This is a genomic window from Actinocatenispora comari (genome assembly GCF_017312725.1).
Lineage (GTDB): Bacteria > Actinomycetota > Actinomycetes > Mycobacteriales > Micromonosporaceae > Actinocatenispora > Actinocatenispora comari.
Map to the genome: position 1 here is coordinate 16,675 of NZ_BOPO01000037.1, position 23,837 is coordinate 40,511.

Annotated in this window: 24 protein-coding genes; 13 read left to right on the forward strand and 11 right to left on the reverse strand. The window is 74.2% G+C overall.

Features of this window, described 5'->3' with window-relative positions:
- Nucleotides 1-52 precede the first annotated feature (52 nt).
- Nucleotides 53-1,279 (reverse strand): GNAT family N-acetyltransferase, encoded by a 1,227-nt coding sequence (locus NUM_RS11500; protein ID WP_207124794.1) that lies wholly within the window; start codon nt 1,277-1,279, stop codon nt 53-55.
- 167 nt (nt 1,280-1,446) lie between these two features.
- Here NUM_RS11500 and NUM_RS11505 point away from each other — a divergent pair, with 167 nt between their 5' ends.
- The gene (locus NUM_RS11505) at nt 1,447-3,480 is read left to right on the forward strand and encodes a protein kinase domain-containing protein (RefSeq protein ID WP_207124795.1); all 2,034 of its coding nucleotides are present in this window, start codon (nt 1,447-1,449) and stop codon (nt 3,478-3,480) included.
- A 70-nt stretch (nt 3,481-3,550) separates the two neighbouring features.
- Complete coding sequence (gene pyrE, locus NUM_RS11510) at nt 3,551-4,132, forward strand: orotate phosphoribosyltransferase (RefSeq protein ID WP_207124796.1); 582 nt, start codon at nt 3,551-3,553, stop codon at nt 4,130-4,132.
- 157 nt (nt 4,133-4,289) lie between these two features.
- Here pyrE and NUM_RS11515 read toward each other — a convergent pair whose 3' ends face one another.
- A complete protein-coding gene (locus NUM_RS11515; protein WP_207124797.1) occupies nt 4,290-4,709 on the reverse strand; it encodes a GNAT family N-acetyltransferase in 420 nt (139 codons plus the stop codon).
- Nucleotides 4,710-4,809: 100 nt separating this feature from the next.
- Here NUM_RS11515 and NUM_RS11520 point away from each other — a divergent pair, with 100 nt between their 5' ends.
- Together NUM_RS11520 and NUM_RS11525 are read left to right on the forward strand one after the other, a co-directional pair.
- The gene (locus tag NUM_RS11520; protein ID WP_207124798.1) at nt 4,810-5,154 is read left to right on the forward strand and encodes a cupin domain-containing protein; all 345 of its coding nucleotides are present in this window, start codon (nt 4,810-4,812) and stop codon (nt 5,152-5,154) included.
- 248 nt (nt 5,155-5,402) lie between these two features.
- Complete coding sequence (locus tag NUM_RS11525) at nt 5,403-5,990, forward strand: TMEM165/GDT1 family protein (RefSeq protein ID WP_207124799.1); 588 nt, start codon at nt 5,403-5,405, stop codon at nt 5,988-5,990.
- Here the strand turns inward: NUM_RS11525 and NUM_RS11530 are convergent.
- Nucleotides 5,898-6,980 carry a hypothetical protein gene (locus tag NUM_RS11530; protein ID WP_207124800.1) on the reverse strand — a complete coding sequence of 361 codons (1,083 nt, stop codon included), beginning with the start codon at nt 6,978-6,980 and terminating at the stop codon, nt 5,898-5,900. The two genes, NUM_RS11525 and NUM_RS11530, sit on opposite strands and share 93 nt — an antisense overlap.
- Nucleotides 6,981-7,133: 153 nt before the next feature.
- Here NUM_RS11530 and NUM_RS11535 point away from each other — a divergent pair, with 153 nt between their 5' ends.
- Nucleotides 7,134-7,517, forward strand: coding sequence for an ester cyclase (locus NUM_RS11535; protein ID WP_207124801.1), 384 nt, complete (start codon nt 7,134-7,136; stop codon nt 7,515-7,517).
- Between the two features lie 65 nt (nt 7,518-7,582).
- Here NUM_RS11535 and NUM_RS11540 read toward each other — a convergent pair whose 3' ends face one another.
- Nucleotides 7,583-7,726, reverse strand: coding sequence for a hypothetical protein (locus NUM_RS11540; RefSeq protein ID WP_207124802.1), 144 nt, complete (start codon nt 7,724-7,726; stop codon nt 7,583-7,585).
- A gap of 72 nt (nt 7,727-7,798) precedes the next feature.
- Between NUM_RS11540 and NUM_RS11545 the strand changes: the two genes are divergently transcribed.
- The 5 genes from NUM_RS11545 (at nt 7,799) to NUM_RS11565 (ending at nt 13,567) form a co-directional block, all read left to right on the forward strand.
- Entirely contained in the window at nt 7,799-8,497 is a 699-nt protein-coding gene (locus tag NUM_RS11545; RefSeq protein ID WP_207124803.1) for an SOS response-associated peptidase, read from the forward strand.
- Between the two features lie 72 nt (nt 8,498-8,569).
- Nucleotides 8,570-9,727, forward strand: coding sequence for an FAD-dependent monooxygenase (locus tag NUM_RS11550; protein ID WP_207124804.1), 1,158 nt, complete (start codon nt 8,570-8,572; stop codon nt 9,725-9,727).
- Nucleotides 9,728-9,739: 12 nt separating this feature from the next.
- Entirely contained in the window at nt 9,740-10,069 is a 330-nt protein-coding gene (locus NUM_RS11555; protein ID WP_207124805.1) for a nucleoside triphosphate pyrophosphohydrolase family protein, read from the forward strand.
- Between the two features lie 16 nt (nt 10,070-10,085).
- Nucleotides 10,086-11,039 (forward strand): phosphotransferase family protein, encoded by a 954-nt coding sequence (locus NUM_RS11560; protein WP_207124806.1) that lies wholly within the window; start codon nt 10,086-10,088, stop codon nt 11,037-11,039.
- Nucleotides 11,040-11,203: 164 nt separating this feature from the next.
- Nucleotides 11,204-13,567 carry a PA domain-containing protein gene (locus tag NUM_RS11565; protein WP_207124807.1) on the forward strand — a complete coding sequence of 788 codons (2,364 nt, stop codon included), beginning with the start codon at nt 11,204-11,206 and terminating at the stop codon, nt 13,565-13,567.
- Here the strand turns inward: NUM_RS11565 and NUM_RS11570 are convergent.
- From NUM_RS11570 to recQ, 4 genes are all read right to left on the reverse strand, one after another.
- Nucleotides 13,520-14,512, reverse strand: coding sequence for a hypothetical protein (locus NUM_RS11570; protein WP_207124808.1), 993 nt, complete (start codon nt 14,510-14,512; stop codon nt 13,520-13,522). The two genes, NUM_RS11565 and NUM_RS11570, sit on opposite strands and share 48 nt — an antisense overlap.
- A 58-nt stretch (nt 14,513-14,570) precedes the next feature.
- The gene (locus NUM_RS11575) at nt 14,571-15,647 is read right to left on the reverse strand and encodes an MBL fold metallo-hydrolase (RefSeq protein WP_207124809.1); all 1,077 of its coding nucleotides are present in this window, start codon (nt 15,645-15,647) and stop codon (nt 14,571-14,573) included.
- A gap of 274 nt (nt 15,648-15,921) precedes the next feature.
- A complete protein-coding gene (locus tag NUM_RS11580; RefSeq protein ID WP_207124810.1) occupies nt 15,922-16,665 on the reverse strand; it encodes an LPXTG cell wall anchor domain-containing protein in 744 nt (247 codons plus the stop codon).
- A gap of 228 nt (nt 16,666-16,893) precedes the next feature.
- Nucleotides 16,894-18,711: a DNA helicase RecQ gene (recQ, locus tag NUM_RS11585; RefSeq protein ID WP_207124811.1), complete on the reverse strand. Its 1,818-nt coding sequence runs from the start codon at nt 18,709-18,711 to the stop codon at nt 16,894-16,896.
- Nucleotides 18,712-19,098: 387 nt separating this feature from the next.
- Here recQ and NUM_RS11590 point away from each other — a divergent pair, with 387 nt between their 5' ends.
- Nucleotides 19,099-20,085, forward strand: coding sequence for an ArsR/SmtB family transcription factor (locus NUM_RS11590; RefSeq protein WP_207124812.1), 987 nt, complete (start codon nt 19,099-19,101; stop codon nt 20,083-20,085).
- 56 nt (nt 20,086-20,141) lie between these two features.
- Here the strand turns inward: NUM_RS11590 and NUM_RS11595 are convergent, their stop codons facing one another.
- Nucleotides 20,142-20,348, reverse strand: a complete 207-nt coding sequence (locus tag NUM_RS11595) for a hypothetical protein (RefSeq protein ID WP_207124813.1) — start codon at nt 20,346-20,348, stop codon at nt 20,142-20,144.
- A gap of 156 nt (nt 20,349-20,504) precedes the next feature.
- Nucleotides 20,505-20,927, reverse strand: a complete 423-nt coding sequence (locus NUM_RS11600; RefSeq protein ID WP_207124814.1) for a nuclear transport factor 2 family protein — start codon at nt 20,925-20,927, stop codon at nt 20,505-20,507.
- A gap of 94 nt (nt 20,928-21,021) precedes the next feature.
- On the opposite strand from NUM_RS11600, the gene NUM_RS11605 reads away from it, so the two are divergent.
- Nucleotides 21,022-21,915: a LysR family transcriptional regulator gene (locus NUM_RS11605; protein ID WP_225918504.1), complete on the forward strand. Its 894-nt coding sequence runs from the start codon at nt 21,022-21,024 to the stop codon at nt 21,913-21,915.
- A 225-nt stretch (nt 21,916-22,140) separates the two neighbouring features.
- Here NUM_RS11605 and NUM_RS11610 read toward each other — a convergent pair whose 3' ends face one another.
- Nucleotides 22,141-22,611 (reverse strand): hemerythrin domain-containing protein, encoded by a 471-nt coding sequence (locus NUM_RS11610; RefSeq protein WP_207124815.1) that lies wholly within the window; start codon nt 22,609-22,611, stop codon nt 22,141-22,143.
- 608 nt (nt 22,612-23,219) lie between these two features.
- Here NUM_RS11610 and NUM_RS11615 point away from each other — a divergent pair.
- On the forward strand, nt 23,220-23,459 hold the full coding sequence (locus NUM_RS11615) for a helix-turn-helix domain-containing protein (protein ID WP_207124816.1): 240 nt from the start codon (nt 23,220-23,222) through the stop codon (nt 23,457-23,459).
- Nucleotides 23,460-23,837 lie beyond the last annotated feature (378 nt).

Below are 23,837 nucleotides of genomic sequence, written 5' to 3' on the forward strand. Positions count from 1 at the left end.
CCGGCGGCTGCCGGTCAGCGCCGACGACGCCGACCCGCGGGGCGGGTGGTGGTCAGAAGACCTCGATGGCGGCCGGCTCGCGGTGCCACCCGAACGCGGCGGACAGCGGTGCCAGCGCGCCCTCGTTCAGCTCGGTGACCCGGCCGGCGACCGCGAGCGTGGCGAGCGACGTACCGCCGAGGTACGCGGCGCCGAGCTCGGCGATCGACAGCGCCACGTCGGCCGGCCGGTCGGTACGTTCGCAGGTCAGCTCGTCGCCGGCGACGCGCAGGTGCCAGCGGCCGGCGTTGCCGGGCAGCAGGTCGTCGGTGACGTCCAGCACCGCGTCCACGTCGACCGGATAGCTGCGGGCGGCCAGCGCCACCGGCAGGTCCAGGATGCGCAGCCAGATCCCGTCGGTGAGCCGGGAGCCGAGCCGGCGCGGGTCGGTGACCAGGTAGCGCAGCGGCTCGTCCAGGACCCCGTAGTCGTAGTGCACCTGCCGGGTCAGATCGACGTCGAGCAGGAACCGCCACAGCTCCCGGTACGCGTCGAGGTCGGTTGCGACCGCCTCCTCGACGTGCACCACCGCCTGCGGGCCGGTGGCGTCGCGGGCCCGCTCCAGCCGGAACATCGCGTACCCGTCCGGCCCGTCCGGGCCCTCGTGCACGATCGTGCGCAGCGCCGTGCGGCCGCCGCGCTGGTGCTCCAGGTCCGCGGTGACCGCGCGCCAGCCGGCCGGGGTACGGCCGGACATGCCCGGCCGGTCCGCCCGCGCCGCGTCGAAGACCTCCGCCAGCACCTTCTGCGCGTCCGGCAGCTCCACCTCGCGCAGGACGCCGTACGGCTCGGCGGCGGCCGGCAGCGCCAGCTCCCGGTTGTCGGCGTGGAACTCCAACGTGTACGTGGCGGGGCCGTACCCGAACCGTCCGTAGATGGCGGGCTCGCTCGGCCACAGGACGGCGACCGGCTCGTCGGTGCCCGCCAGGTCGGTCAACTGGCGGGTCATCAACCGGCGCAGCAGCCCGCGCCGCCGGTGCGTACCGGCCACCGAGACCAGCGTGACGTGCGCGGCCGGTACCGTTCCGCCGGGAATGCCCAGCTCGCGGCGCATCGACACCGCGGTACCGACCACGCCGTCACGTTCGTGCACCACCGCGAGCGTGCGCCCCAGTTCGTACAGGTCGCGTTCGAGTTTCGCCTCGTCGTCGTGATGGTCGTGCCCGAACGCCTTCCCGAAGCACCGCTGGAACGAGTACACCTCGTCCTCGGTGATGGGGCGCAGATCGTAGTTGTCCATGGCGCCTGTCTATCCCAGCCCGACCCCGATCGGCCCCCCATTTCCCGCATGGGGCGGGTGCCGCGTGGTCGGCCCTCGCTACCCTCGATAGACCGGCATCGCCGAGGGGGCCCGCGTGCGGGCGGGTCCGGGTCGGGCGAGGGCAGGGTGTCGAGGGGGTTGTGCGGGTGGCCGAGTTGCTCGATCTGGTCTGCGGCCCGGCGAGCCCGCTCCCCGAGACCCACCAGCGCTACCGGTTGGTGGCGCACATCGCCTCCGGCGGCCAGGCCGAGGTCTACCGTGCGGTCCGACTGTCCAACGGGGTCAGCTCGGCGCCGCTGACCGTCAAGGTGTTCCGGCTGGACGACTCCCGGCCCCGCGCCGAGCAGCTGATGTCCTGGGACAAGGGCGACGCGGTCCTGATGGACCTCAACAGCCGCGGCGTGGCCGGCATCTGCCGCCGCGCGGACGGCTTCTACGGGCCGCCGCCGCACCCGCCGGGCAGCTCACCGCACGGCGAACCCGAGCCGTACCAGGTGCTCGACTACCTGCCCGGGGTCAACCTCCGCGAGTACGTGCGGCAGCGCGCCGCGGGCGGGCCCGGCGCCGGCTCGGCGGGCGGCGCCGAGGCCGGTGCGGTCGCCCGGCTCGACGCGGTCGGCACCCTGGACACGCTGGTCCGGGTGCTGCTCGCGCTGCACCACCCGAGCGAGCCCGGTGCCTCGCCGGTGGTGCACATGGACATCAAGCCGTCGAACGTGATCGTGCTGCCCTCCGGCGAGGTGCGGCTGATCGACTTCACCGGCGCCCGCTACCACCGCAGCGGCCACATCACCACGATCGCCTACACCCGGGAGGCGGGCGGGCCGGAGGCGTTCAGCGGCACCGTCGGCCCGGCGTACGACGTGCACGGCTTCGGCGCCGTCGCGTACTACATGATCACCGGTACCTTCCCGCGCACCGAGTCGCCGCAGCAGGCGATGGCCGGCGCCGAACCGCTGCCGCCGTGGGCGGTGCTGCGCCGCCACCCGCTGCTCGAGGCGCACCCGACGCTGCGCGACCACCTGCTCGCGCCGCTCGCCGACGAGCCCGCCGACCGCCCCGGTACCGAGGAGCTGACCGCCTGGACCGCCCGGCTGGCCGACCTGGTCGACCGCGCCGGCACCCCGGACGTCGGGATGTACTGGGGCGTGTCGCGCTCCGCCCGGGTGGTGGGGCGGGCCGGGGTGAAGCCCGGCCCGGTCACCGCGACCGACGACTGGTCCCGGGTGGAGCGGCTCGAACAGGAGGTCGTCGAGCTGCGCGCCGCGCTGGGCGACTCCCGGAACGGCCGCGGCGGTGCCGCCCTCGGCGGCGCGGCGGCCGGCCTCGCGGCAGGCGCCGCGCTGGGTGCGGCCGTGGCGTCCGGTCCGGCGTCGGCGGCCGCCGCCGGCGCGGCGCCCGGTCCGGTGGCCGCCGCCGGCGCGGCGCCCAGTTCGGCCGGCGCGCAGCAGGCCACGATGCGGGCCGACGCCGGTGCCGGCGCGACCGCGCCGCTCGGCGACAGCCCGCTGTGGCCGGCCCGGTCCACGGTGCGCCAGCAGCGCGCCGGCGAGCCCGCCGGCGCCGACCCGACGGTACGCAGTGCGCCCGTCCCGGCCGGCGGCGCGAACGGCACCCGGGTGATGGCCGGCGACGGGTACCGGCAGGGCGCCGCGACCCGGGCGTACCCGGGCGGGACGGCGCCGTACCAGGGTGGTCGGCAGCCGGGGGAGCAGCCCCGGGCCGAGCCGCAGCAGCGCGGGGTGGCGTCGGTCCCGCAGCCGGCGCACCGACCGTACGGGGAGGAGCCGGAGCAGCCGCCGGCCGAGCCGGACCGCGACCGGCTGCGCCCGCTGCCCGGTGCCCGGCTGCACACGCTGCGCCGCGGCATCGGCCTGTCGATCACCGGCGCGCTGTTCGCGTTCGTGTGCTGGGGTGTCTTCGCGATCGCCAACCGGGACGCCAAGCTGGTCAACAACTTCATGATGTTCGTGCTGGTCCTGGTGATCGCGGTCGGCCTGTTCGCGCTGTGCCGGCTGATCGGCCGGCTGGTGATCGAGGGGATGATGCACCGGTCCCGGGCCAGTGCCCGGCTGTCGCACCTCGCGGTCGCCGCCTACCTGGTGGCCGCCGGCTGCAGCTTCGCCGCCCGGGTCGACTGGGTCAGCCAGGCCTACCACTGGGTGGCCGGCCAGCTGTGACCGCGTGCTGCCGGGCGGGCTGCGCCGGCACGACCGGGTCGCGGTCCGTACCAGGCCGTATCCTCCAGCCGTGACGAACAACGATCTCGCCGCGCGGGTGTACCGCACCGCGCACCTGACCGGGACGTTCCTGCTGCGCTCCGGCGCGACCAGCGACGAATACTTCGACAAGTACCTGTTCGAGTCCGATCCGGCGCTGCTCGCGGAGATCGGCGCCGAGGTGGCGGCGCTGCTGCCGGCCGGCGTCGACGGGCTGGCCGGGCTGGAGCTCGGCGGCGTGCCGGTGGCGGTCGCCGCCAGCCAGGCGAGCGGACTGCCGGCGCTGTTCGTCCGCAAGCAGGCGAAGCCGTACGGGACGGCCCGGCTCGCCGAGGGCGGTGAGGTCGCCGGGCGGCGGCTGGTGGTGATCGAGGACGTGGTCACCTCGGGTGGCCAGATCCTCGCCTCCACCGCGGAACTGCGCGCGCTCGGCGCCGAGGTCGACACCGTGGTCTGCGTCATCGACCGGGAGTCCGGCGGCGCCGGCAACCTGGCCGCGGCCGGTCTCGACCTGCGCCCGGTGTTCACCATGTCCCAGCTGGTCGCCGCCGCGCCTGACCCCGCCGCCCGCGCGGCCCGCCGCCGCTGTCCGCGACCCGCCGCCGCGGCCTGACGAGCCGCCCGGGACCCGCCCCGCGGTCTGCCGACCCGTCCGCGACCCGCCGCTGCGGCCTGACCCCCACGTCCGCGACCCGCCGCTGCGGCCTGACCGCGCGCCCGTGACCCGCCCTGCGGCTGGCCACCCGCCCGCGAGCCGCCGTCGATGCCGCTCAGCCGTGCGCGGCCTGGGGTGGCGGATCGAGCTGGAGCAGTCCGGCGGCGGTGGGGCGGAACCCGCAACCCGCGTAGAAGCCGGTCAGGTGCGGTTCGTAGTCCACGTGCAGCCACTCCGCGCCGGCCGCGCGCGCCTGCTCGGTCGCCGCCCGTACCAGCCGGGTGCCGAGACCACCGTGCTGCTCGTCCGGATGCACGGTGGTGTCCAGCAGGAACGCGTGGCTGCCGCCGTCGGTGGCCACGTTGACGAAGCCGACCAGCGTCCCGTCCCGCCGGGCGGTGATCCAGGCCAGGCTGCGGGCGAGGATCGGCGACCAGGTCGTGTCGGCGTCGCCACCCCAGGCCGCTGCGAACAGCGTGCGCATCTCGTCGTCGGTCACCGTGCCGCGCACGGCCAGGTCCGGATCCGTTGCCATGGCCCGCATCATGCCGACGACCGGGGACCGCCCGCATCCCGGTTTCGGACGCGGGGTGCGCCGGGCGCCCGAGGCGCGGCGCGGCCCTACAGTCCCGGGCATGGAGATGATCGATTGTGCGGCCGGGGTGGCCCGGCAGATCGCGCCGGGCTTCACCGGCGCCGGCGTGGTCGGCGGCGCGGACGTGCACCTGGGCGTGTTGCGGGTCGAGGCCGGCGCCGAGATCCCGCGGCATCCGGCCGGGCCCGACCAGGCGCTGCTCGTCGTCGGCGGCCGCGGCGAGGTGTCCGGGGGCGATGGCGCCTGGCGGCCGATCGAGACGGGCCAGGCCGCGATCTGGCGGTCCGGCAAGCAGCACACCACTCGCGCGATCGAGGACCTGACCCTGGTCGTACTCGAACTGCCCGACCTCACGGTGCACCCCCGCGCCGTCCGCCTGCCCTGACCGGTGCCGGGTGTGGGGCCGCACGCGGTGCTGTGCGGTGCGCCACCCGCCCCCGCCGAGGCGTGGGCTATGGTTGTCGGCGCGAAGGGGAGTAGCCCCCAATGTCGCGGTCGACAGACTGGCCGCCGGTGTCGCACCGGCAGCCCGGCCGCGCGGCCCGATCCGTCGGGCGGGCGAGACCTTCGATCTGGCAGCTGTGCCGGATCGTGGTCTCGCATGCCTCGGTCCGGTGTGACCGAGAGGACGACATGACCGCAGTCTGGAGCGCGTTGGCGCTCAGCTTCGCGGTGATCTTCGTCGCCGAGCTGGGCGACAAGTCGCAGTTGATGGCGTTGACGTTCGCCACCAGGTACCGGGCGTTGCCGGTACTGATCGGCATCTCGGCGGCCACCGCCGTGGTGCACGCGGTGTCGGTGGGCATCGGGTACGGGCTGGGTGCGGCCCTGCCGACGGACTGGATCTCGCTCGTCGCCGGGGTGGCGTTCCTCGCGTTCGGCGCCTGGACGTTGCGCGGCGACAAGCTCACCGATTCCGAACGGGAGAAGGCACAGAAGTCGACCCGCTCGGCCGTGGTGGCCGCCTCGGTGGCGTTCTTCCTGGCCGAGCTGGGCGACAAGACGATGCTCGCGACGATCACGTTGGCCACCAACCACGGCTGGCTCGGTACCTGGATCGGGTCGACGCTGGGCATGGTCGCCGCGGACGCGCTGGCGATCGCGGTCGGGCGGCTGCTCGGCAAGGCGCTACCGGAACGTTTCATCCGGTACGGCGCCGCGGTGCTGTTCGCGGTGTTCGGCGTGTGGTTGCTGGTCGAGGCGATCCGGTCCCTGGTCTGACGACCCGGGACGGCGACCCGACGCGCCGGGCCGGGTCGCGGTCGGGGAGCTGGGCGCGCCCCGGCCGCAGCGCCGGCACCGCGGCCGGGTCCGCTGCCGGTACCAGACGGTGCCGGCGGCGAGCCCGAGCCCCCACAGCACGTACGCCGGGATCGCGACCCAGAAGAACCCGAGCGGAAGGTCATAACCGGCGGTCCAGCCCGAGGGGTCGACGACCAGCTGCGCCAGGCTGATCCCGAAGTAGACGAGCAGGCCGGCCGCCAGCACGCTGGCCGGGCCGAGCACCAGCCAGCGCGGTACCCGGTGGCCCCGCAGGCCGGGCAGCCAGCGCGGCCACACCCGGCCCCAGCGGTGCACGGTCGCGAGCGGCAGCAGGGTGCCGGCGAGCAGGAAACCGGCCTCGAAGGCGACCTCGGCCGGTCCCGCCCGCATCGGTCCGGCGCCGATGCCGACCGCCAGCTGGGCGGCGAGCCGGGCCAGGCAGCCCGCGACCGCCAGGTACCCGCCGAGCCAGGCCCAGGCGGGCACCCGGCCGGCGGGCCGGCTCCGGTCGGTACGGCCGCAGCGCGGGCAGGCGCCGCGCAGCAGGCGGGTCCGGCGGACCGCGGCGACGGTGAGCAGCACCGCGCCGAGCAGGTACCCGGCGCGGCTGAGGATCGAGACCGGGTCGTACGGCAGGCCGAGGCCGGGCAGCACGGTGGCGACCAGGTCGAGCAGGACCAGCGGGCAGGAGACCACGATCGTCGCGGCGAGCACCGCGCAGCCGACCGGTGGCGCCCAGCGGCGCGGCGCGGCCCGCATCGCCACCGCGGCCAGCAGCGCCAGTGCGCACACCAGTACCGGCTGCCAGGGGGAGACCAGGAGCAGGTCCCAGCCGAGCGGGCCGAAGGCGGGCCGGTGCCCGGTCGCCCACCAGACCCGCAGCCCGCCGTACCCGAGTGCCCAGGCGCCGGTGGCGACGGCCCACCGCGGCTCGAATCGGTTCCTCATGCGCTCAGGGTCGGCTCACCCGGCCGCGATCGCCTCGCTCGGCGGAGGGGACGAACTCCCTCCAGCGAGGGAGCGCACCCGCTCTTGACAAGGAAGTAAGTACTCACTCACTATAGCGGTTAGTGCTTACTCACCTTGTGAACGGAGGACACCATGAGCGTCGAACCGACGACAGCGGTGCGCAGGCTGTACGACGAGGTCTTCAACGCCGGCGAGCTCGCCGTGGCGGACGAGCTGGTCTCGCCGACGTTCGTCGGCCACGGTGGGCCCGGCGGTGACCGGACCGGCCCGGACTTCCTCAAGCAGAGCGCGGCGGTGCTGCGGGGCGCGATCAGCGACCTGCACTTCGACCTGCACGACGTGTTCGCCGGTGGCGACCGGGTGGTGGCGCGGTGGACCAGCACCGGCCGGCACACCGGCGAGGGATTGGGGCAGCCGCCCTCCGGCGAGCCGATCCGCAGCGACGGCATCGTGATCTTCCGGGTCGACGACACCGGCCTCGCCGAACAGTGGTCGGCCGTCCAGTTCGGACGGTGAGCCGAAGCCCCAGCGAGGAAGCCCCAGCGAGGAAGCCCTAGCGAGGAAGCCCTAGCGAGGAAGCCCTAGCGAGGCGGCCCCGGCGGGCCGTTCCGTTTGGCGCCGGAGTTCTTGCGGGTCACCAGGACCACGATCAGCACCACGGCGGCGGCGACCACGACGAGACAGCACAACCCGGCGAGCACGTCGACCGGCCTGACGGCAACCATGGGACGCACCGTAACCGGTGTCGGCAACCGGTCGGTGGCTCACCGTCGTACCCGGCGGTTAGCCTGCACGCCATGTGTGGCCGCTACGACTCGCACCGCTCCACCGACGACCTGTCCGCCTACTTCGACGCCGACGACGACACCGGCGGTGGCGTCCCGGGTCGCTACAACACGGCGCCCACCCAGTCGGTCCGCATCGTGGTGTACGACCCGGAGCGCGAGCGGCGCGCGATCCAGGCGGCGCGCTGGGGGCTGGTGCCGTTCTGGGCCAAGGATCCGTCGATCGGCTCGCGCATGATCAACGCGCGGGCGGAGACCGTGGCGGACAAACCCGCGTACCGGTCGGCGGTGCGGTCCATGCGGGCGCTGGTGCCGATGGACGGCTGGTTCGAGTGGCGGGTCGACGAGACCGGCAAGCAGCCCTGCTACCTGGTGCCGCGCGACGCCGGGCTGCTCACCGCGGCCGGCCTGTTCTCCTGGTGGGACGGGCCGGACGGCCGGCTGTTGAGCTGCACGATCATCACCACCGCGGCGGTCGGCGAGCTGCGCACCGTGCACCAGCGGATGCCGCTGTTGCTGGCCGGCGACGACCGTGCGGCCTGGCTCGCGCCCGGTGCCGACGCGGCCGAGCTGCTGTCCGTGCCGCCGTCCGACGAGCTGGTGGCGAGTCTCGCGATCCGGCCGGTCGGCGCCGCGGTCGGCTCGGTGCGCAACGACGGTCCGCACCTGCTCGACCCGGTCCCGGAGTCGGCGCCCGCCACCCTGTTCTGAGTGCCCTGTGACCCAGGAGTCAGGTTCGCCGGGCCGATCCCCGTTCGGGCGCACCGCGGCCATCATGGGCGAATGAGCTCACGGGGGACGGCACTGGTCGTCGGCGGGGGGATGGGCGGCCTGGCCGCGGCGCTCGGGCTGCGTCGGGTCGGCTGGCAGGTCACCGTGCTGGAGCGGGCGGCCGAGTTCGCCGAGGTGGGCGCCGGTCTGTCGCTGTGGCCGAACGCGCTGCGCGCGCTGGACGAGCTGGGCGTCGGCCCGCAGGTCCGCGCGGCGGGCGTCTCGGCGGTCTCCCGCGGCGGGCTGCGCCTGCCGTCCGGCCGCTGGCTGCGACACGCCCGCGCCGACGACGTGCACGTGCTGATGGTGCACCGGGCCGCGCTGCACGCGGCGATGCGCGCCCCGCTGCCGGCCGACGCGTTGATACCGGGTGCCACCGTGACGTCGGTCGATCCGGCCGCCGGCACCGTGGAGTACCGGCAGGGTGGCGAGACGCGGCGGCGCGGCGCCGACCTGATCGTCGGCGCGGACGGGCTGCATTCGGTGCTGCGGCAGGCGATGTGGCCGGGGCACGAGCCGCGGTTCGACGGCCGCAGGGTCTGGCGAGCGGTGGTCGGTGCGGGCGCGCCGCGCATCGAGGCGAGCCTCACGCTCGGCGCGGACCGCCAGTTCGGCATCCTGCCGCTGCCCGGCGACGCGGTGTACTGGTTCCTCACCGCGCCGGCCGCCCGCCCCGACGAGCGGTTCGTCGACGAACTGGCCGCGGTGGCCGACCGGGTCGCCGGCTGGCACCCACCGATCGGCGAGCTGCTGGCGGCGACGACGCCGGGCAGCGTGCTGCACCACGACCTGTACGCGCTGGATCCGGTGCCCGGCTTCGCCCGCGGCCGGGCGGTGCTGCTCGGCGACGCGGCGCACGCGCAGACCCCGGACCTGGGGCAGGGCGCCTGCCAGGCGATCGAGGACGGGGTGGTGCTCGCGGCCGCGGTGGCCGCGCACGGCGACCTCGCCACCGCGATCGGCTCGTACGACCGGCAGCGGCGCCCGCGCACCCAGCTCGTCGCGCGGGCCGCGGCGCAGCAGGCGGAGCTGAACGCGAGGCACTACCGGGCGGTGACCCGGCTCGCCCGGATCATCCCGCCGCCGCTGTGGCGTCGCCAGGCGGCCCGCTTCACCGACTGGATCCCGCCGACCCTGCCCCGGGACCGTACGTCCACTGTGGACAGTTGATACGGTCCCCGGATGGAGATCGAGCAGCTGCGCGAGATGGCGGTCCGGGTGCACGACCTGTACGACGAGCTCAACGCCCGCCGCGGCCGCCTCTGGACCCGCGAGGAGTTCATGCTGGGCATGGTTGGTGACGTCGGGGACCTGGCGAAGCTGGTGATGGCCGCCGAGGGGGCGCGGGAGATGCCGGGCGGGCGGGCCGCGCTGGAGCACGAGCTGGCCGACTGCCTGTGGTCGGTGCTGATCCTGGCGCACCGGTACGAGGTGGATCTGCCGGCGGCGTTCACCCGCACCATGCACGAGCTCACCGACTCCATCACCGCCCAGCTCGCCGAACGGGACTGAGCCGGATACTGGGGCGGTGGAACAGGGGAGCAGGGCCGAGGCGGAGGCGTTTCTCGCCGACCAGCCGGGGGCGGCGGACACGCTGGAACCGCTGACCGGGGGCGCCTGGTCGGCGGCGTGGGCGTACCGGTCCGGCGGCGAGGAGCTGGTGGTCCGGTTCGGCCGGGAGCTCTCCTGGTACCAGGCGGACCGCGCGGCGGGCCGGTTCGCCGGCCCGGACCTGCCGGTACCGGCGGTGCGCCAGGTCGGTACCACCGGGGCGGGGCGGGCGTTCGCGGTGTCGGAGCGCCGGTACGGGCGGTTCCTGGAGGACACCCCGGTCGAGCGGGCCGCCGCGCTCGGGCCGACGCTGACCCGGCTGCTGGTCGCGTTGTACCGGGCGCCGGCCGATCCGGGCGCGCCGGTGGGCTGGCACCAACCGGAGGCGTCCCCGACCGGCTGGCGCGACCACCTGCGTGCCGGTCTGGTCGACGATCCGGCGCATCTCGTGCACGGCTGGAGCACCGCGCTCGCCGCCGATCCCGAGCTGGCCGCGCTGTCGACCGCGGTGGCCGACCGGGTGCTCGCGCTGACCGGGGCGTGCCCGGAGCGGCGCGACCTGGTACACGGGGATCTGTTGCACGGCAACGTGTTGCTGGCGCCGGACGCGAGCCGGGTGACGGCGGTGCTGTCCTGGAAGTGCTCGGTACGCGGCGACTTCCTCTACGACGCCGCGTGGTGCAGTTTCTGGGCGCCGTTCCATCCCGGTATCGCCGCGGTGGATCCGTTGCCCGGCCTGCTCTCCGACCCGGCCGTGACCGCCGATCGCGACGCGCTGGTCGACGCCGCGCAACGGCACCACTGCTACGAGTTGCACATTGGGTTCACCCACCTCGGCTGGCACGTGTGGACCGGCGACCGGGCCAACCTGGCTGCGACCGCGCGACGCCTCGCGGAGGTGCTCGACCGCGGCCCGCTCCGGTTGCCGTAGCGCGCCGACCGGTCGCGCTGCGTGCCGTTACCGGCGAGGTCGGTGAGGACCGGTGGCGGCCGGCAGCCATGGCTGGTAATCGCCAACCCTCGCGCGGTCCGGCGCCGACCCGGCTCGACTAAGAAAAGGAGGACACCCCCTCTGACCACTGGGAGTCCAGGAAAATGCCACTCTCGATCCCACAGCGGGTGGGCGCCACGGCGGTCACCTCGCTCGCCGTCGTGGCCGGCCTGCTCACCGCCGTACCGTCCGTGGCCAGTGCGCAGACCCCCGCGCCCGGCATCGCCCCGGCCGCCGCGGACCGGGTCGTGTCGGTGGGCGGCACCCGGGTCGCGCTGACGCCGTTGGGTGACTCCGGTGCCACCGCGCTCGCGCCGCTGCCCGCCGCCGACGGCGCGACCCCCGGCCTCGTCGTGGCGACCAGCAAGACCGGTACGACCGTGCAGACCACCGGCGCCGACGGTGCGCCCACCGTGCTCGACGGCCACGCCGCCCGGGCCGGTGCCGCCGCCTCCGACGCGGTACCGCTGCACTTCTCCGCGCTCGGCCGGGACGGCCGGGCCGCCGAGGCCTACATCACCGTGTTCGACCTCGACCACGGGAACGCGTGGACCCGGCAGCTGGCCGTCGATCCCGCCCCCGGCGACGAGTGCTCCGCGGCCACCTTCGCCCGCACCACCTGCGCGCTGGTGCCGCCCGGCCGGTACTCGGTGATGGCGTTCGTGTCCACGCTGCCGGCGCAGAAGCCGAGCATCGGCAGCAGCCGTACCTACCAGAACATCTCGCTGGTGGGCCAGCCGGAGACGGCGGTGACCGGGGAACGCACCTTCGCCTTCGACGCCCGCGACGCGAGGCAGCTCGCCATCCGGACCCCGGGCCACCACGCCAAGGTGCCGCCGCAGGGCGCGATGCTGATCGGGTACGACCGGACCGCCGCCGACGGGTCCGCGCTGCACCTGGACATGCACCCGTCGTACCTGCTCGACCAGCACTTCTACCTGCAGCCGACGGACACCGTGTCGGTCGGTACGTTCCAGGCGCGCACCCGGGTCCGGCTGCAGGCACCCGACATCACGCTGTCCGCGCCGACCGCGCCGACGCTGCACCCGGAGTACGTCGACCGGACCTGGTTCTCCGACGTCGCGTCGGACTTCCCGGTGGTCGACGGCACCTCGCGGCTGCGGGTGGTGGACGTCGGGCACGCCACCGCGGCCGAGCTCGCCGGCCGGCGACTGCACGGCGCGCTCGCGCTGGTCACGCACGACGCCGACGTGTCGATCGCCGAGCAGTCCAACAACGCCGCCGAGCACGGTGCGGCCGTGGTCGTGGTCCGCAACGACGGCCCCGGCGACATCAGCGACCCGGGCGGCACCGGCGTCAAGCTGCGGGTACCGACCATCCGGCTGAACCGGGCCGAGGGGCTCGCGCTCGCCCACCTGCCGCGCGGCGCCCGGGTGCGGATCGGCGGCGAGCCGGCCAGCCCGTACGTCTACGACCTGTACCTGCGGGAGAAGCAGCGGATCCCGGCCCACCCGAGCTACGTCGCCACCCGCGGCCACCTCGCCGCGCAGACCAACCGGGTGTACGGCCAGCCGACGCGGCCCTCGACGTTCTCCGAGGCGGCGTACCCCTGGCAGAACGGCGAGTCGTTCGTCGTCTCCACGGTGTTCCCGTTCCAGGGCGGCCCGCGTACCCGCACCGAGTACCGCGTCGCCGATCCCGACACCGCCTGGGCGTACGCCGTGTTCGCCCCGGGAAGCCGGTACAACACGATGTTCCCGGCGGCGCCCGTGCAGTCGATGACGCTGTCCCGGCCCGGCCGCGAGTCCTACGCCGACCACGACCGGGACCTGCTCGCCTTCGGCCGCGCGCCGATCGCGGCGGCGCCCAACCCGGCCCGGCCGGTACAGCGTTCCAGTGACCTGATGCGGGTGGCCGTCGACGGCTTCACCGACGCGGACGGCAACCACGGCACCGAGTACACCGACGCCAGCGGGGTGCAGACCCACCTGGAGATCCGGGCCGACGGCACCCTGGTCGGGGCGACCGACAACCTGCCCTCCGGTACGGTCCAGCTTCCCGGCGGGGCGTCACGGGTGTCGATCTCGTTCACGGCGGACAACCCGCAGAGCTGGAACGAGCTGTCGACGCACACCGACACCGCATGGAGCTTCCCGTCCACGACCACCGACGCGGTGCGGACCGCGCCGGTGTTGCTGCCCGGCTACGACGTCGGCGTCGACCTGCACAACCGGGTCCGGACCGACCGGCACGGCCGGGTGGCGTTCGGCCTGCGGCTGCGGCACCCGGACGGCACGTCGCCGGCGCTGAGCGGCACACCGAGCATCGACGCCTCGTACGACGACGGTACGAGCTGGCGGGCGGCGCGGATCACCCGCGACGCCGACGGCTGGCGGGTCGAGTTGCCGGCCGGCAGCGGCCCGGTGTCGCTGCGGCTGCACGCGCGAGACACCGGCGGCTCAGCGGTCGACCAGACGCTCGTCCGGGCCTTCGACGTCGTGCGCTGAGGGTTCCAGCCAACCGAGCCGGACCGCCTGCACGCCCGCCTGGAACCGGGTACGGACGTGCAGGTGGTCCATCAGCTCGGCGATCCGCCGGCTGAGCGTGCGGGTACTGGTGCCCAGCCGGCGGGCGACCACGTCGTCCTTCGCGCCGGAGGCCAGCAGCGCGGCGAGCTGCCGATCGTCGGTGGCGTCTGCTGGTGCCGGCAGCGCGATCGGCGTCGCCTGCTCCCAGAGCAGTTCGAACAGCTGGATCAGCGCGTCGAGCAGCGCGGACGGGCGGATGCAGACCGCCGCATCGACGCCCGGCCCGCCGAGCGGCAGGATGGCCAGCCGGCGGTCGCCGATGGCGAGCTTCATCGGCAGCCCGGCGTGCACCCGGGACTGCTCGCCCGCGCCAGCGGCGTCCTCGACCTCCGCCAGCGCGCCCGGCAGCTCCAGCGCCTCCGGGGCGTAGAGGCCGCGCACCCGGACGTTCGCGCGCAGCAGCTTGCGTACCGAGGTGTCCGAGCGCCCCGGATCGGCCACGTACGGCGGGCGGTCGATGACCATCAGCTCGTGCCGGGTGCTGCCGAGCAACTGGTCGAACCGGGCCGCGGTCTCCGCCCAGCCGACGAGCACCTCGACGATCTCCTCCGGCCGGTACCGTTCCTCCGCCGGCATCTCGGTGAGCAGGGCCCGCGCGGCGAGCTGGGTACGGGCGAGTTCCTCGCGGCGTCGCTCGGCCAGCGCGTCGATCGCCACGTCCGGCCGGGCCGCGCGCATCCGGGCCGGCTCGCCGGGCAGCTCGTGCACCAGGCCCAGCTCGGCCAGCCTGGCCAGCGAGGCGCCGATGTCGGTCACGGCACGATCCAGCGCCCCGGCGAGGTCGTGCGGGGAGGCGTCCGGGCAGGACAACAGCCGCCGGTAGACCGCCTCGTCCTCGGGGCGGACACCGATCGGCTCGAGCATCCACCCATCTTGCCCGGTCCCGAGCCGGGGTCACCAGGCATCGTGCGGTAGCTCGCCGTCAGGCGCGGTACCAGCGGGTCGGCGCCCCGGCGCGGTCGGTGACGACGCCGGCGGTGCGCAGCTGGTACAGGTGGGCGACGGTCTCGGCGAGCGCCAGCCGGCGCGGCACCCCGACGAGCCGCTCCCAGCCCCGCGACCAGGTGATCCGCTCCGCCAGCTGCCACGTCGTCGGCGCCGGTACCGCGTCGAGCACGGCGAGGATCTCCGCCGCCCGGTGGTCGTGGTGCGCGACGAGCTGCCGGGCCCGGTCCGGCACCCCGCGGAACCGGTACTCGTGTGCCGGCAGCGCCTCGACCTCGCCGTAGCCGTCCATCCGGCCCAGCGCGGCCAGGTAGTCGGTGAGCGGATCGCCGTCCCGGTCGGTGTGCACCCCGATCGTCGGGCTGATCCGCGGCAGCAGGTGGTCACCGGTGAGCAGCACGCCGGCGTCGGCGTCGTGCAGGCACAGGTGCCCCGGCGTGTGGCCGGGCGTGAGCACCGCCCGTACCTGGCGGTCCGGGATCGGCGCGAACTCGCCGTCGGTCAGGTACCGGTCCGGTTCGGCCATCGCGAGCAGCGCGGCGACCTGCCCCGGGTCGACCGCGATCGTGTCGACCTCGCCGGCCGGCACCCCGTGGGTACGCAGGAAGGCCCTGTCGTCGTCGAGGGTGAGTCCCTGCCACAGCCGGGACGGCATGCTCGCCGCCTCGTCCGGATGCATCGCGACCCACGCGCCCGCGGTCTCGCGCAGCCAGCCGCTCAGGCCGTGGTGGTCGGGGTGGGTGTGGGTGATCACGACGCCGGCCACCTCGTGCGGGGCGGCACCGGCGGCGGCCAGCCCGGCGGTGAGCGCGGTGCGGCCGTCCGGGCTGTCCCAGCCGGGATCGACGAGCACCACCCCGTCGGCGCCGGGGAACAGGTAACACAGCGTGTACCGCAGCGGGTTGTGCGGGATCGGCACCGGCACCGACCACAACCCCGGCCGTACCTGCTCCACCGGGGGCAGCACGCGGCGCTGCCACGCCGCGTGCTGCGCGGTACCGGTGACGGTGACGGTCGGCGCGACCGTGTCGGACGGGCTCGGTGAGGTGCTCACCGCCGCTACGTTACCCGCCGGTAATGGCGCTGCCGGTCGCGCCGCCGGTGAGATCCACGACCCGACGCCGCCCGGCCCGCCCGACGGCCCTGGACCGGTCCGACGGTGACCGGCCCGACCCGCGACGGTCGGTCACCGCCGCGTGCCGGAGCGCGTCCTCCCGGCGCCGCGGCCAGCTCTGCCGAGCCCGCCACGACGCCGCCGCCGCTTCACCGTCCGGTGCGACGGAGCCGCGCCGTTACCGGCCGGTGCGACGGCGTGGGCCCGCACGCGGTTAGCGGCCGGTGCGGCGGCGGCGGGCCAGCACCAGCAGGGCGCCGCCGGCTGCCAGCAGGACCGCCGCGAGCACCCCGAAGATGGTCAGCGAGGTACCGGTCACCGGCAGGCCACCGCCGTCCGACGACGGGCTCGGCGACGGCGGCGCCGACCCGGTCGACGACGCGCTCGCCGACTCCGACGGCGTCGCGCTGGCGGAGTCGCTGGGTTGCGTGCTCGGCGACTGGCTGGGCGAGTCGCTCGGGGACGCGCTCGGGCTGCTCGACGCGGACGGCGACGGGCTCGTCGCGGCGTCCACCGCCAGTTCCGACCGGGCCCGGCCGGTGTCACCGGTACCGGCCTTCGCGGTGACCGCGGCGACGACCTTCCGCGACTCGGCGGTCTTCACCACGAACCGGAACGGCGCCTTCTCGTACGAGCTGCTGGTGCAGGTGACGGTGTTCGCGACGGCGTCGGTGTCGCAGTCGGTGCCGTCGGCCGGCTTCAGCGCGTCCGCCGGCACCGTCGCGGTGATCCTGATCGACGGCGCCGGGACCGACGGCTGCTTCGCCCGGGCCGTCAACACCACCGTGTCGCCCTGGTACGCGAGCTGTTGCGACCAGGTCGCGGACACGGTCACCGGGTGGTGGGCGCCGGGATCGCCGGGGCCACCGGGACCGCCGGGGTCAGCCGCGGCGGCGGTCGCACCGGTCAGTACGAGGACACCGCCGGCGAACCCGGCGGCGAGCAGGGTGAGCTTCACGGAAACCCTTCCGGGTGGGGGATCGTCGTGCGACTCGCGCGCACGGGGCACGGAACGCGAGGTGTCGTCAGTCTTGCGTACCGGTCAATACCGGGATCTGCCGCAAGGCCGGACAGTGCGGACAGAACGCCGCCGGAAATCAGCCGAACGGCCGAAGATCGCACCGTGCCGACCTCACCGGGCGGACCCGTCCCGTTCCGGTCGGTGCCGGCCGATCGCCGCGCCCCGTCAGCGATGCTCGGCGAGGACCGCGAGGATGCCCTCGCCGTACTTGGCGAGCTTGTTCTCGCCGACGCCGGAGACGGTGCCGAGCTCGGCCAGGTCGGTCGGCCGGCGGGTGGCGATCTCGCGCAGCGTCGCGTCGTGGAACACCACGTACGCCGGGACGCCCTGCTCCTTGGCGGTGGCGCCGCGCCAGCTGCGCAGCGCCTCGAACACCGGCTGCGCCTCCGGTGCCAGCTCCGCGGATGCGGTGGCGCGCTTGGTCTTCGCCGCCTTGCGCCGCTCCGGCTCGGTGCGCAGCCGGACCGTGTGCTGGCCGCGCAACACGTCCGCACTGCGCCCGGTCAGCGCCAGCGTGCCGTAGTCGCCCTCCACGTTCAGCAGCCCCTGCGCGAGCAGCTGGCGGGTCACCGTGCGCCACTGCGCCTCGGTCAGGTCCGTACCGATGCCGAACACCGACAGCTGGTCGTGCCGGTGCTGGGTGACCTTCGGGGTCTGCTTGCCGAGCAGGATGTCGATCGCCTGCCCGACGCCGAACCGCTGGCCGCGCTCGCGATCCAACCGCAGCACGGTGGACAGCAGCATCTGCGCCGGCACCGTGCCGTCCCAGGAGGCCGGCGGGTCCAGGCAGGTGTCGCAGTTGCCGCACGGCTCGGCCTGCTCGCCGAAGTAGTCGAGCAGCCGGACCCGCCGGCACTGCACCGTCTCGCACAGCGCGAGCATCGCGTCCAGGTGCGCGGTCAGCTGCCGGCGGTGCGCGTCGTCACCGTCCGAGTCGTCGATCATCTTGCGCTGCTGCACCACGTCGGCCAGCCCGTACGCCAGCCAGGCGGTGGACGGCAGCCCGTCCCGGCCGGCCCGGCCGGTCTCCTGGTAGTACCCCTCCACCGACTTGGGCAGGTCGAGGTGCGCGACGAACCGCACGTCGGGCTTGTCGATGCCCATCCCGAACGCGATCGTCGCCACCATCACGATGCCGTCCTCGCGCAGGAACCGGGACTGGTTGGTGGCGCGGGTGCGCGCGTCCAACCCCGCGTGGTACGGCAGCGCCTCGATGCCCTGGTCGGTCAGGAACGCGGCGGTCTTCTCCACCGAGTTGCGGGACAGGCAGTAGACGATGCCCGCGTCGCCGGCGTGCTCGCTGCGCAGCAACTGCAGCAGCTGCTTGCGCGGCTCGCCCTTCGGCACGATCCGGTACTGGATGTTCGGCCGGTCGAAGCTCGCCACGAAGTGCCGGGCGCCGGTCAGGTTGAGCCGCTGCGCGATCTCGGTGTGGGTGGCGGGGGTGGCGGTCGCGGTCAGCGCGATCCGCGGCACGTCCGGCCACCGCTCGTGCAGCATCGACAGCCCGAGGTAGTCGGGCCGGAAGTCGTGCCCCCACTGGGACACGCAGTGCGCCTCGTCGATCGCGAACAGGCTGATCGTGCCGCGCTCCAGCAGCCGCTGGGTGGCCGGCACCCCGAGCCGCTCCGGCGCCAGGTAGAGCAGGTCGAGCTCGCCGGCCAGGAACTCCTGCTCCACCAGCCGGCGCTCGTCGAAGTCCTGCGTCGAGTTGAGGAAGCCGGCCCGCACGCCGAGCGCGGTCAGCGCGTCGACCTGGTCGGCCATCAACGCGATCAGCGGCGACACGACCACCCCGACGCCGTCGCGCACCAGCGCGGGAATCTGGTAGCACAGCGACTTTCCGCCGCCGGTCGGCATCAGCACCAGCGCGTCGCCGCCGCCGACCACGTGCTCGATGATGTCCTGCTGCTCACCGCGGAACTCGTCGTAGCCGAACACCTTGCGCAGCACGTCGATGGCGTCGAGCCCCCGGAAAGACATCACCCGATCGTACGCAGCGCGGCACGGCCCGCCCACCGCCCCGGCGCGTCGCGGCATCGCCACGTCCGGGTGCCCGCCGCGTCGCGTGGCGACCGGCGTCGCCGTTCCGGTGAGGGGCTGCGTGTCCGTGGCGCCGTGGTGTGCCGATGGCGGTTCTCCGGCCGGGCGCGGTGTCCGAGTGGCCGCGCACGCCGGGGGACCCCGCGGTACCACCGGCCCCCGTCTCGTCGCCGCCGGCGCCGCGCGGTCGGCCCCGGCGTACGGGCGACCCGCGGTTCGAGTCTGTGCCCGCCGAGTCGGAATCACGACAACCTTCAGCCCAGGCTGAAGGTGGACATTTCGCGGGATGATCGAAGGCGGCATCGCTCATCACGTTCGGGGGGTTTCGTGTACCGGATCCACTTCACCGCGCACGACCTCGCCCGGACCCGGGTGTCCCCGGAACCGTTGCCGCTGCTGGAACTGCAGCTCGCGGTCCGGGCCGTGCAGGACCGCGGCGGCCCCGCACGGCTGGCGGCGTGGCGCCGCCGCTCCGCCGTGGAGCTGACCTCGCCGGCCCGGATGGCCCTGTCCCTGAGCGGGCCGAACGACGTCGCGCCGACGTTCTGCTGGCCCGGCCTGCCCGGCACCCCGGCCGACCTGCTGGAGTACGCGCGGGCCACCTCCGACACCGTGGTCGCCGAGCAACTCGCCGAGATCGCGTGCCGGGACCGCCTGCCGTCCTGGGCCGTCGCGCTGGGACACGACGCCGAACTGCGGGCCCACCTGCACACCGGGGTCGAGCAACTGTTCGCCCGCCTGCTCCAGCCGTACTGGCCGCGGCTGACCGAGGTGTACGCGGCCGACCGTGCCCTCCGCCTGCGCCGCTTCCAGGACGGCGGCGTGGCGGGGCTGCTGTCGACCGCCAGCCCCGAGTGGCTGCGCTGGCGCCCACCGGTACTGGAGATCCGGATGCCCACCGGCATCGAGCACGACCTGTACCTCGACGGCCGGGGCATCGTGCTGGCCCCGTCGGTGTTCGCCCCCCGCGCGTACGTCAACGACGACGCCCCGCAGCAGCCGATCCTCGCCTACCCCGCCGACTGCGGTCGCTCCCTGGCCTGGCTCACCGCGATGACACCCCGGCAACCGGCCGGACCCGCGGTCGCGGCGCTGCTCGGCCAGACCCGCGCGGCGATCCTCACCACGATCGCCGCGCACCCCTCCTGCACCACCACCGAACTGGCCCGGCTCGCCGACGTCTCGCCCGCCGGCGCGAGCCAGCACGCCACGGTGCTGCGGGCGGCCGGCCTGGTGCACACCGTCCGGTACCGCAACTCCGCCCTGCACACCCCGACCCAGCTGGGCCTCGACCTCCTCGACACCCCCACCTGACCCGCGGGCCGGCGGCCGGACCCGACCGACGCGCGGGGCCGGCAGGCAGCGGAGGGTTACTTCGAGGGTTGCGGGACGTGGCAGCTGATCTTCGGGTTGACGCCGAGATAGTTGAGCGGGCCGGCGATGATCGTCACGACGGTGCTGCCGACCGTGCCGCAGTGTGCCTTCGAACTGCCGAAGTAGCCCCGCTGGGCCGCGGCGATCGCGCCGATGATGAGCCAGACGAGTACCACGACGATGCCGATGCGTCCGATGCGCACGTCGCCTCCAACGTCCTGGGCCGACGACCTCGCGTCGCCGACGCGTGACCGCTGCCTCGCCGTTTGGTCGACGGTGCAGCGATCTGCACGGTTTCTACCCGCAAGCGAACCCCCCGAAACGACGACCGCCGCGGGCACGGGAGGTACGCGGGTCGGTCAGGACGACAGCGCGGCGTCGACCGCGACGAGGTTGACGTAGTCGCGCAGGTGCGTGATCCGGCCGTACCGTGCGGTCAGCACGATGATGTTCGGCAGTGCGAACTCGTGGCCGGTCGCGAGGTTGCGCCCGAGCGCCTGCTGCTCGACGACGATCGTCGCGGGATCCCCGGTGTCGTGGACGGCCAGGGTGCGGTAACGGTCGTACGCGATGCGCCGCGTCCGCCAGCCCGCGGTGGTCCACGCGACGATCTCGTCGCGACCGGTGAGCCGCGCCGGCACGCCCGGCCGGTGGAACGGGAACTCGTGCACCGCGTCCGGTGCGTACAGCCGTCGCATGTCGTCGACGGACTGGTCGATCGCCGCGGTACGAAAGCGCGTCAGGACCTCGCGCGGGCTCGCCGTCGGTACGAGCGGTTCCATCGGGCCTCCCGGTCGTCGTGGGGTGGCCCCACTCCACCAGCCGCGGGCGGTTCGTGTCCAAGGCCCGTTGCGCCTCGGCCGATACCCTCCGGGCATGGGCGAAACCCTGGAGACCCGGGAGCTGGCGCACTTCCTCGTGGTGGCCGACGAACTCCACTTCGGCCGCGCCGCCACCCGGCTCGGCATCGCGCAACCGGCCCTGTCCCGGACGATCCAGAAGCTCGAACGTCGCCTCGGCGTCGTCCTGTTCGACCGCGGCAGCCGGGGTGTCACGTTGACCCCGCCCGGCCGGGTACTGGCCGGCGAGGCGCGGCACGCGCTTGCCGCCGTGCAGGCGGCCGCCCGGCGGACCCGGCGCGCCGCGACCGCCACCCCACACCTGGTACTGGCCATGAAGGCCGGCGGCGACTTCGGCCTGCTGCCGCCGATCCTCGCCGCCTACGCGCACGAGCCGGAGTCGCTGCCGGTACGGGTGGTCTTCGCCGCCGAGCGGGCGCAACTGCTGCGCGACGGGCGGGCCGACGCCGCGCTGCTGTTCGACCCGGCCGACGACCTGCACGGCTTCCGCACCGAGACGCTGCGCAGGGACGGCCGGATGGCGGTACTGCCCGCGTCCCATCCGCTCGCGCACCGCGCGAGCCTGCGCCTCGCGGACCTGCCCGCCGGGTACCTACCCGGGCCGGGGGACGAGCCGTCGCGCCGGCCAGCGGAGGACGCCGCGGGCCGCCGTCCCGCGCCGGCGACCGTCGCCGAGCTGCTGCAGCTCGTCGCGCTGGGGCAGACGATCGCGCTGGTACCGCGTTCGCTGCCGGCGGCGATGCCCCTCCGACCCGATCTGACCGGCGTACCGGTGCTCGACGCCGCACCGGTCACCCTGGTACTCGCCTGGCCCGCGCACACCACGTCCCCGGCCCGGGCGGCCCTCGCCCGCCCCGTCGCGACCGTCCGTACCGGCGGCGAGGCGGCCGGCTGCCCCGCAACAGCGTGAGCGCGCCGGCGCCCCGGCGCTGCCGCTCCGATCCCGGTCAGAGTCCGGTGTGGCCGCCCCGGGCCGTGGTCGGAGCACGGCACGGCCGGTCTTTCTCGTCCGAGTCCGGCGCCGGGCGTCGGTCCTCGTCGGAGTGCGACGCCGGGCGTCGGTCCGCGTCCGAGTCCGGCGCCGGGCGTCGGTCCGCGTCGGAGTGCGACGCCGGGCGTCGGTCCTCGTCGGAGGTTAGAGGGGGCCGAGGACGTCGTGCGGGTCGGCGTCCAGCGCGAGCGAGTCGAGGACCGTGAGTAGTTGGCGCTCCTCGTACCGGAAGTGCGACTCCATGATGGCGGCGATCCCCTCGAGGTGCCGTTCGAGATCGCCTGGCGAAGCCCGTCGCTCGGCCGCCGCCCGCAGGCCGTCCATCAGCTGGCCGATCATCGCGTGATCGTCGGTCAGCTTCCGGAGCACCTCGCGAAGTTCCGGATGGGCCGCGGCGACGGCGGGGAACAGCTCGCGGTCCTCGCCCTGATGGTGCCCGGTCAGCGCGGTGCAGAAGCCGTGACAGAACAGCAGCAGGTCCGGTGCGATCGAATGGTTCGCGGCGCCGGCATCCAGCGCCGCCCTGGTGACTCGCAGCGCTTCGCGCAGCCGCTGGTGCACCGCTCGCAGTTCGCTGCTCCAGGCGATCAGCCTGGCCTTCTCGCCCTCAGCCACGTGAGGGCGAAGGGAACGACGTGGTCATCGTCGTACTCCTTCGGATCCGACGCCTCCATGCCTGGCACGGCCTGCCACCGACACGCGACGCTCGCCCCACCCTAGCGGAACGAAATCCGACGACCGCCCTGACCTGGGCGGGAGCTCTGGAGCGGGTGACGGGAATCGAACCCGCATGACCAGCTTGGAAGGCGCTCCCGACCCGATGATCATGGGCGCTGACCTGCGACGCGACCTGGCCGCTCGTGGCCTGGAGCACCCCTCATGGGCCGTTGCTAATGGCACGTTAATGGCACGAGTTTGGCCCGTCGTGCTGGCCCTGGCAGAGGCTCTACTGAGCGTTTCCGACTCTGGGCATTTTTTGCGAGAGGCTCGGAACCAGTTCAGCAAAAGCGCAGGTCAACGCGGTGGTTGCTATCAGGAGGTACTGAACGAGGCTGAACCGGCCGACGAGGCCGGCCAAGATCGCGGCCGTGGCGCTCACGCCGAGTAGGAGGGCTCGCAACCGGTCGCCCACGCGATGAGTGCTGTTGATGTCTGGTCGGCCCATCCACCGAGTGTGGCATGTTGCCTTGGCGGCATGAATGGCCGGCATCGACACTGGCGAGATGCAGGAAGAGGAAGGCGAGTACGAACAGCGAGACGAAGCTCAGGAACTTGTGCGGGCGTCCGACGCTGCACGACTGCTCGGCATCGAGGCTCGCTGGATCTACGACTGGTACCGATCAAAGCAACTTCCCAGCGCTAAGAAGCTGAACGGCAGGATGCTCGTGTCGGTGGACGAAGTGGCGGCACTTGATCGGCAACTCCGGGATCGCCGTATAGGCCGACCTCGAAAGCCACGCTGACCTCGTCTTGACTGTCTATCCCGTCTGCCGTCGGCGGGCGGGATGGACAGCCTTCGGCAACCAGCCACCGACCCGCACCCGCCCGGCTGTCCTCGTCCATCCCGGAGCCTGAGCGCCCCCGCCCGAGGCATGCCCTGGATCTGCGCGCGCTCGGGCCGCGGTGCTCGGTCACGGCCAGGCGGTGAAGGCCGGAGCGCTGCGCTGTAGCTCGTCGCGTCCGGCGGACCGTGATCGGCGAATCCTCGGGGGCAAGATGGCCCCGATGTTGGGCCATCGCGGCAGCGCTCGCCCGTAAGCACGGCGAAACGGTGGCCACGCAGAGGCGAGCGTAAGGCCGTGCCCGGCAGCTCGTCCTGGTCCTGGTGCTGCTCGTCGTCG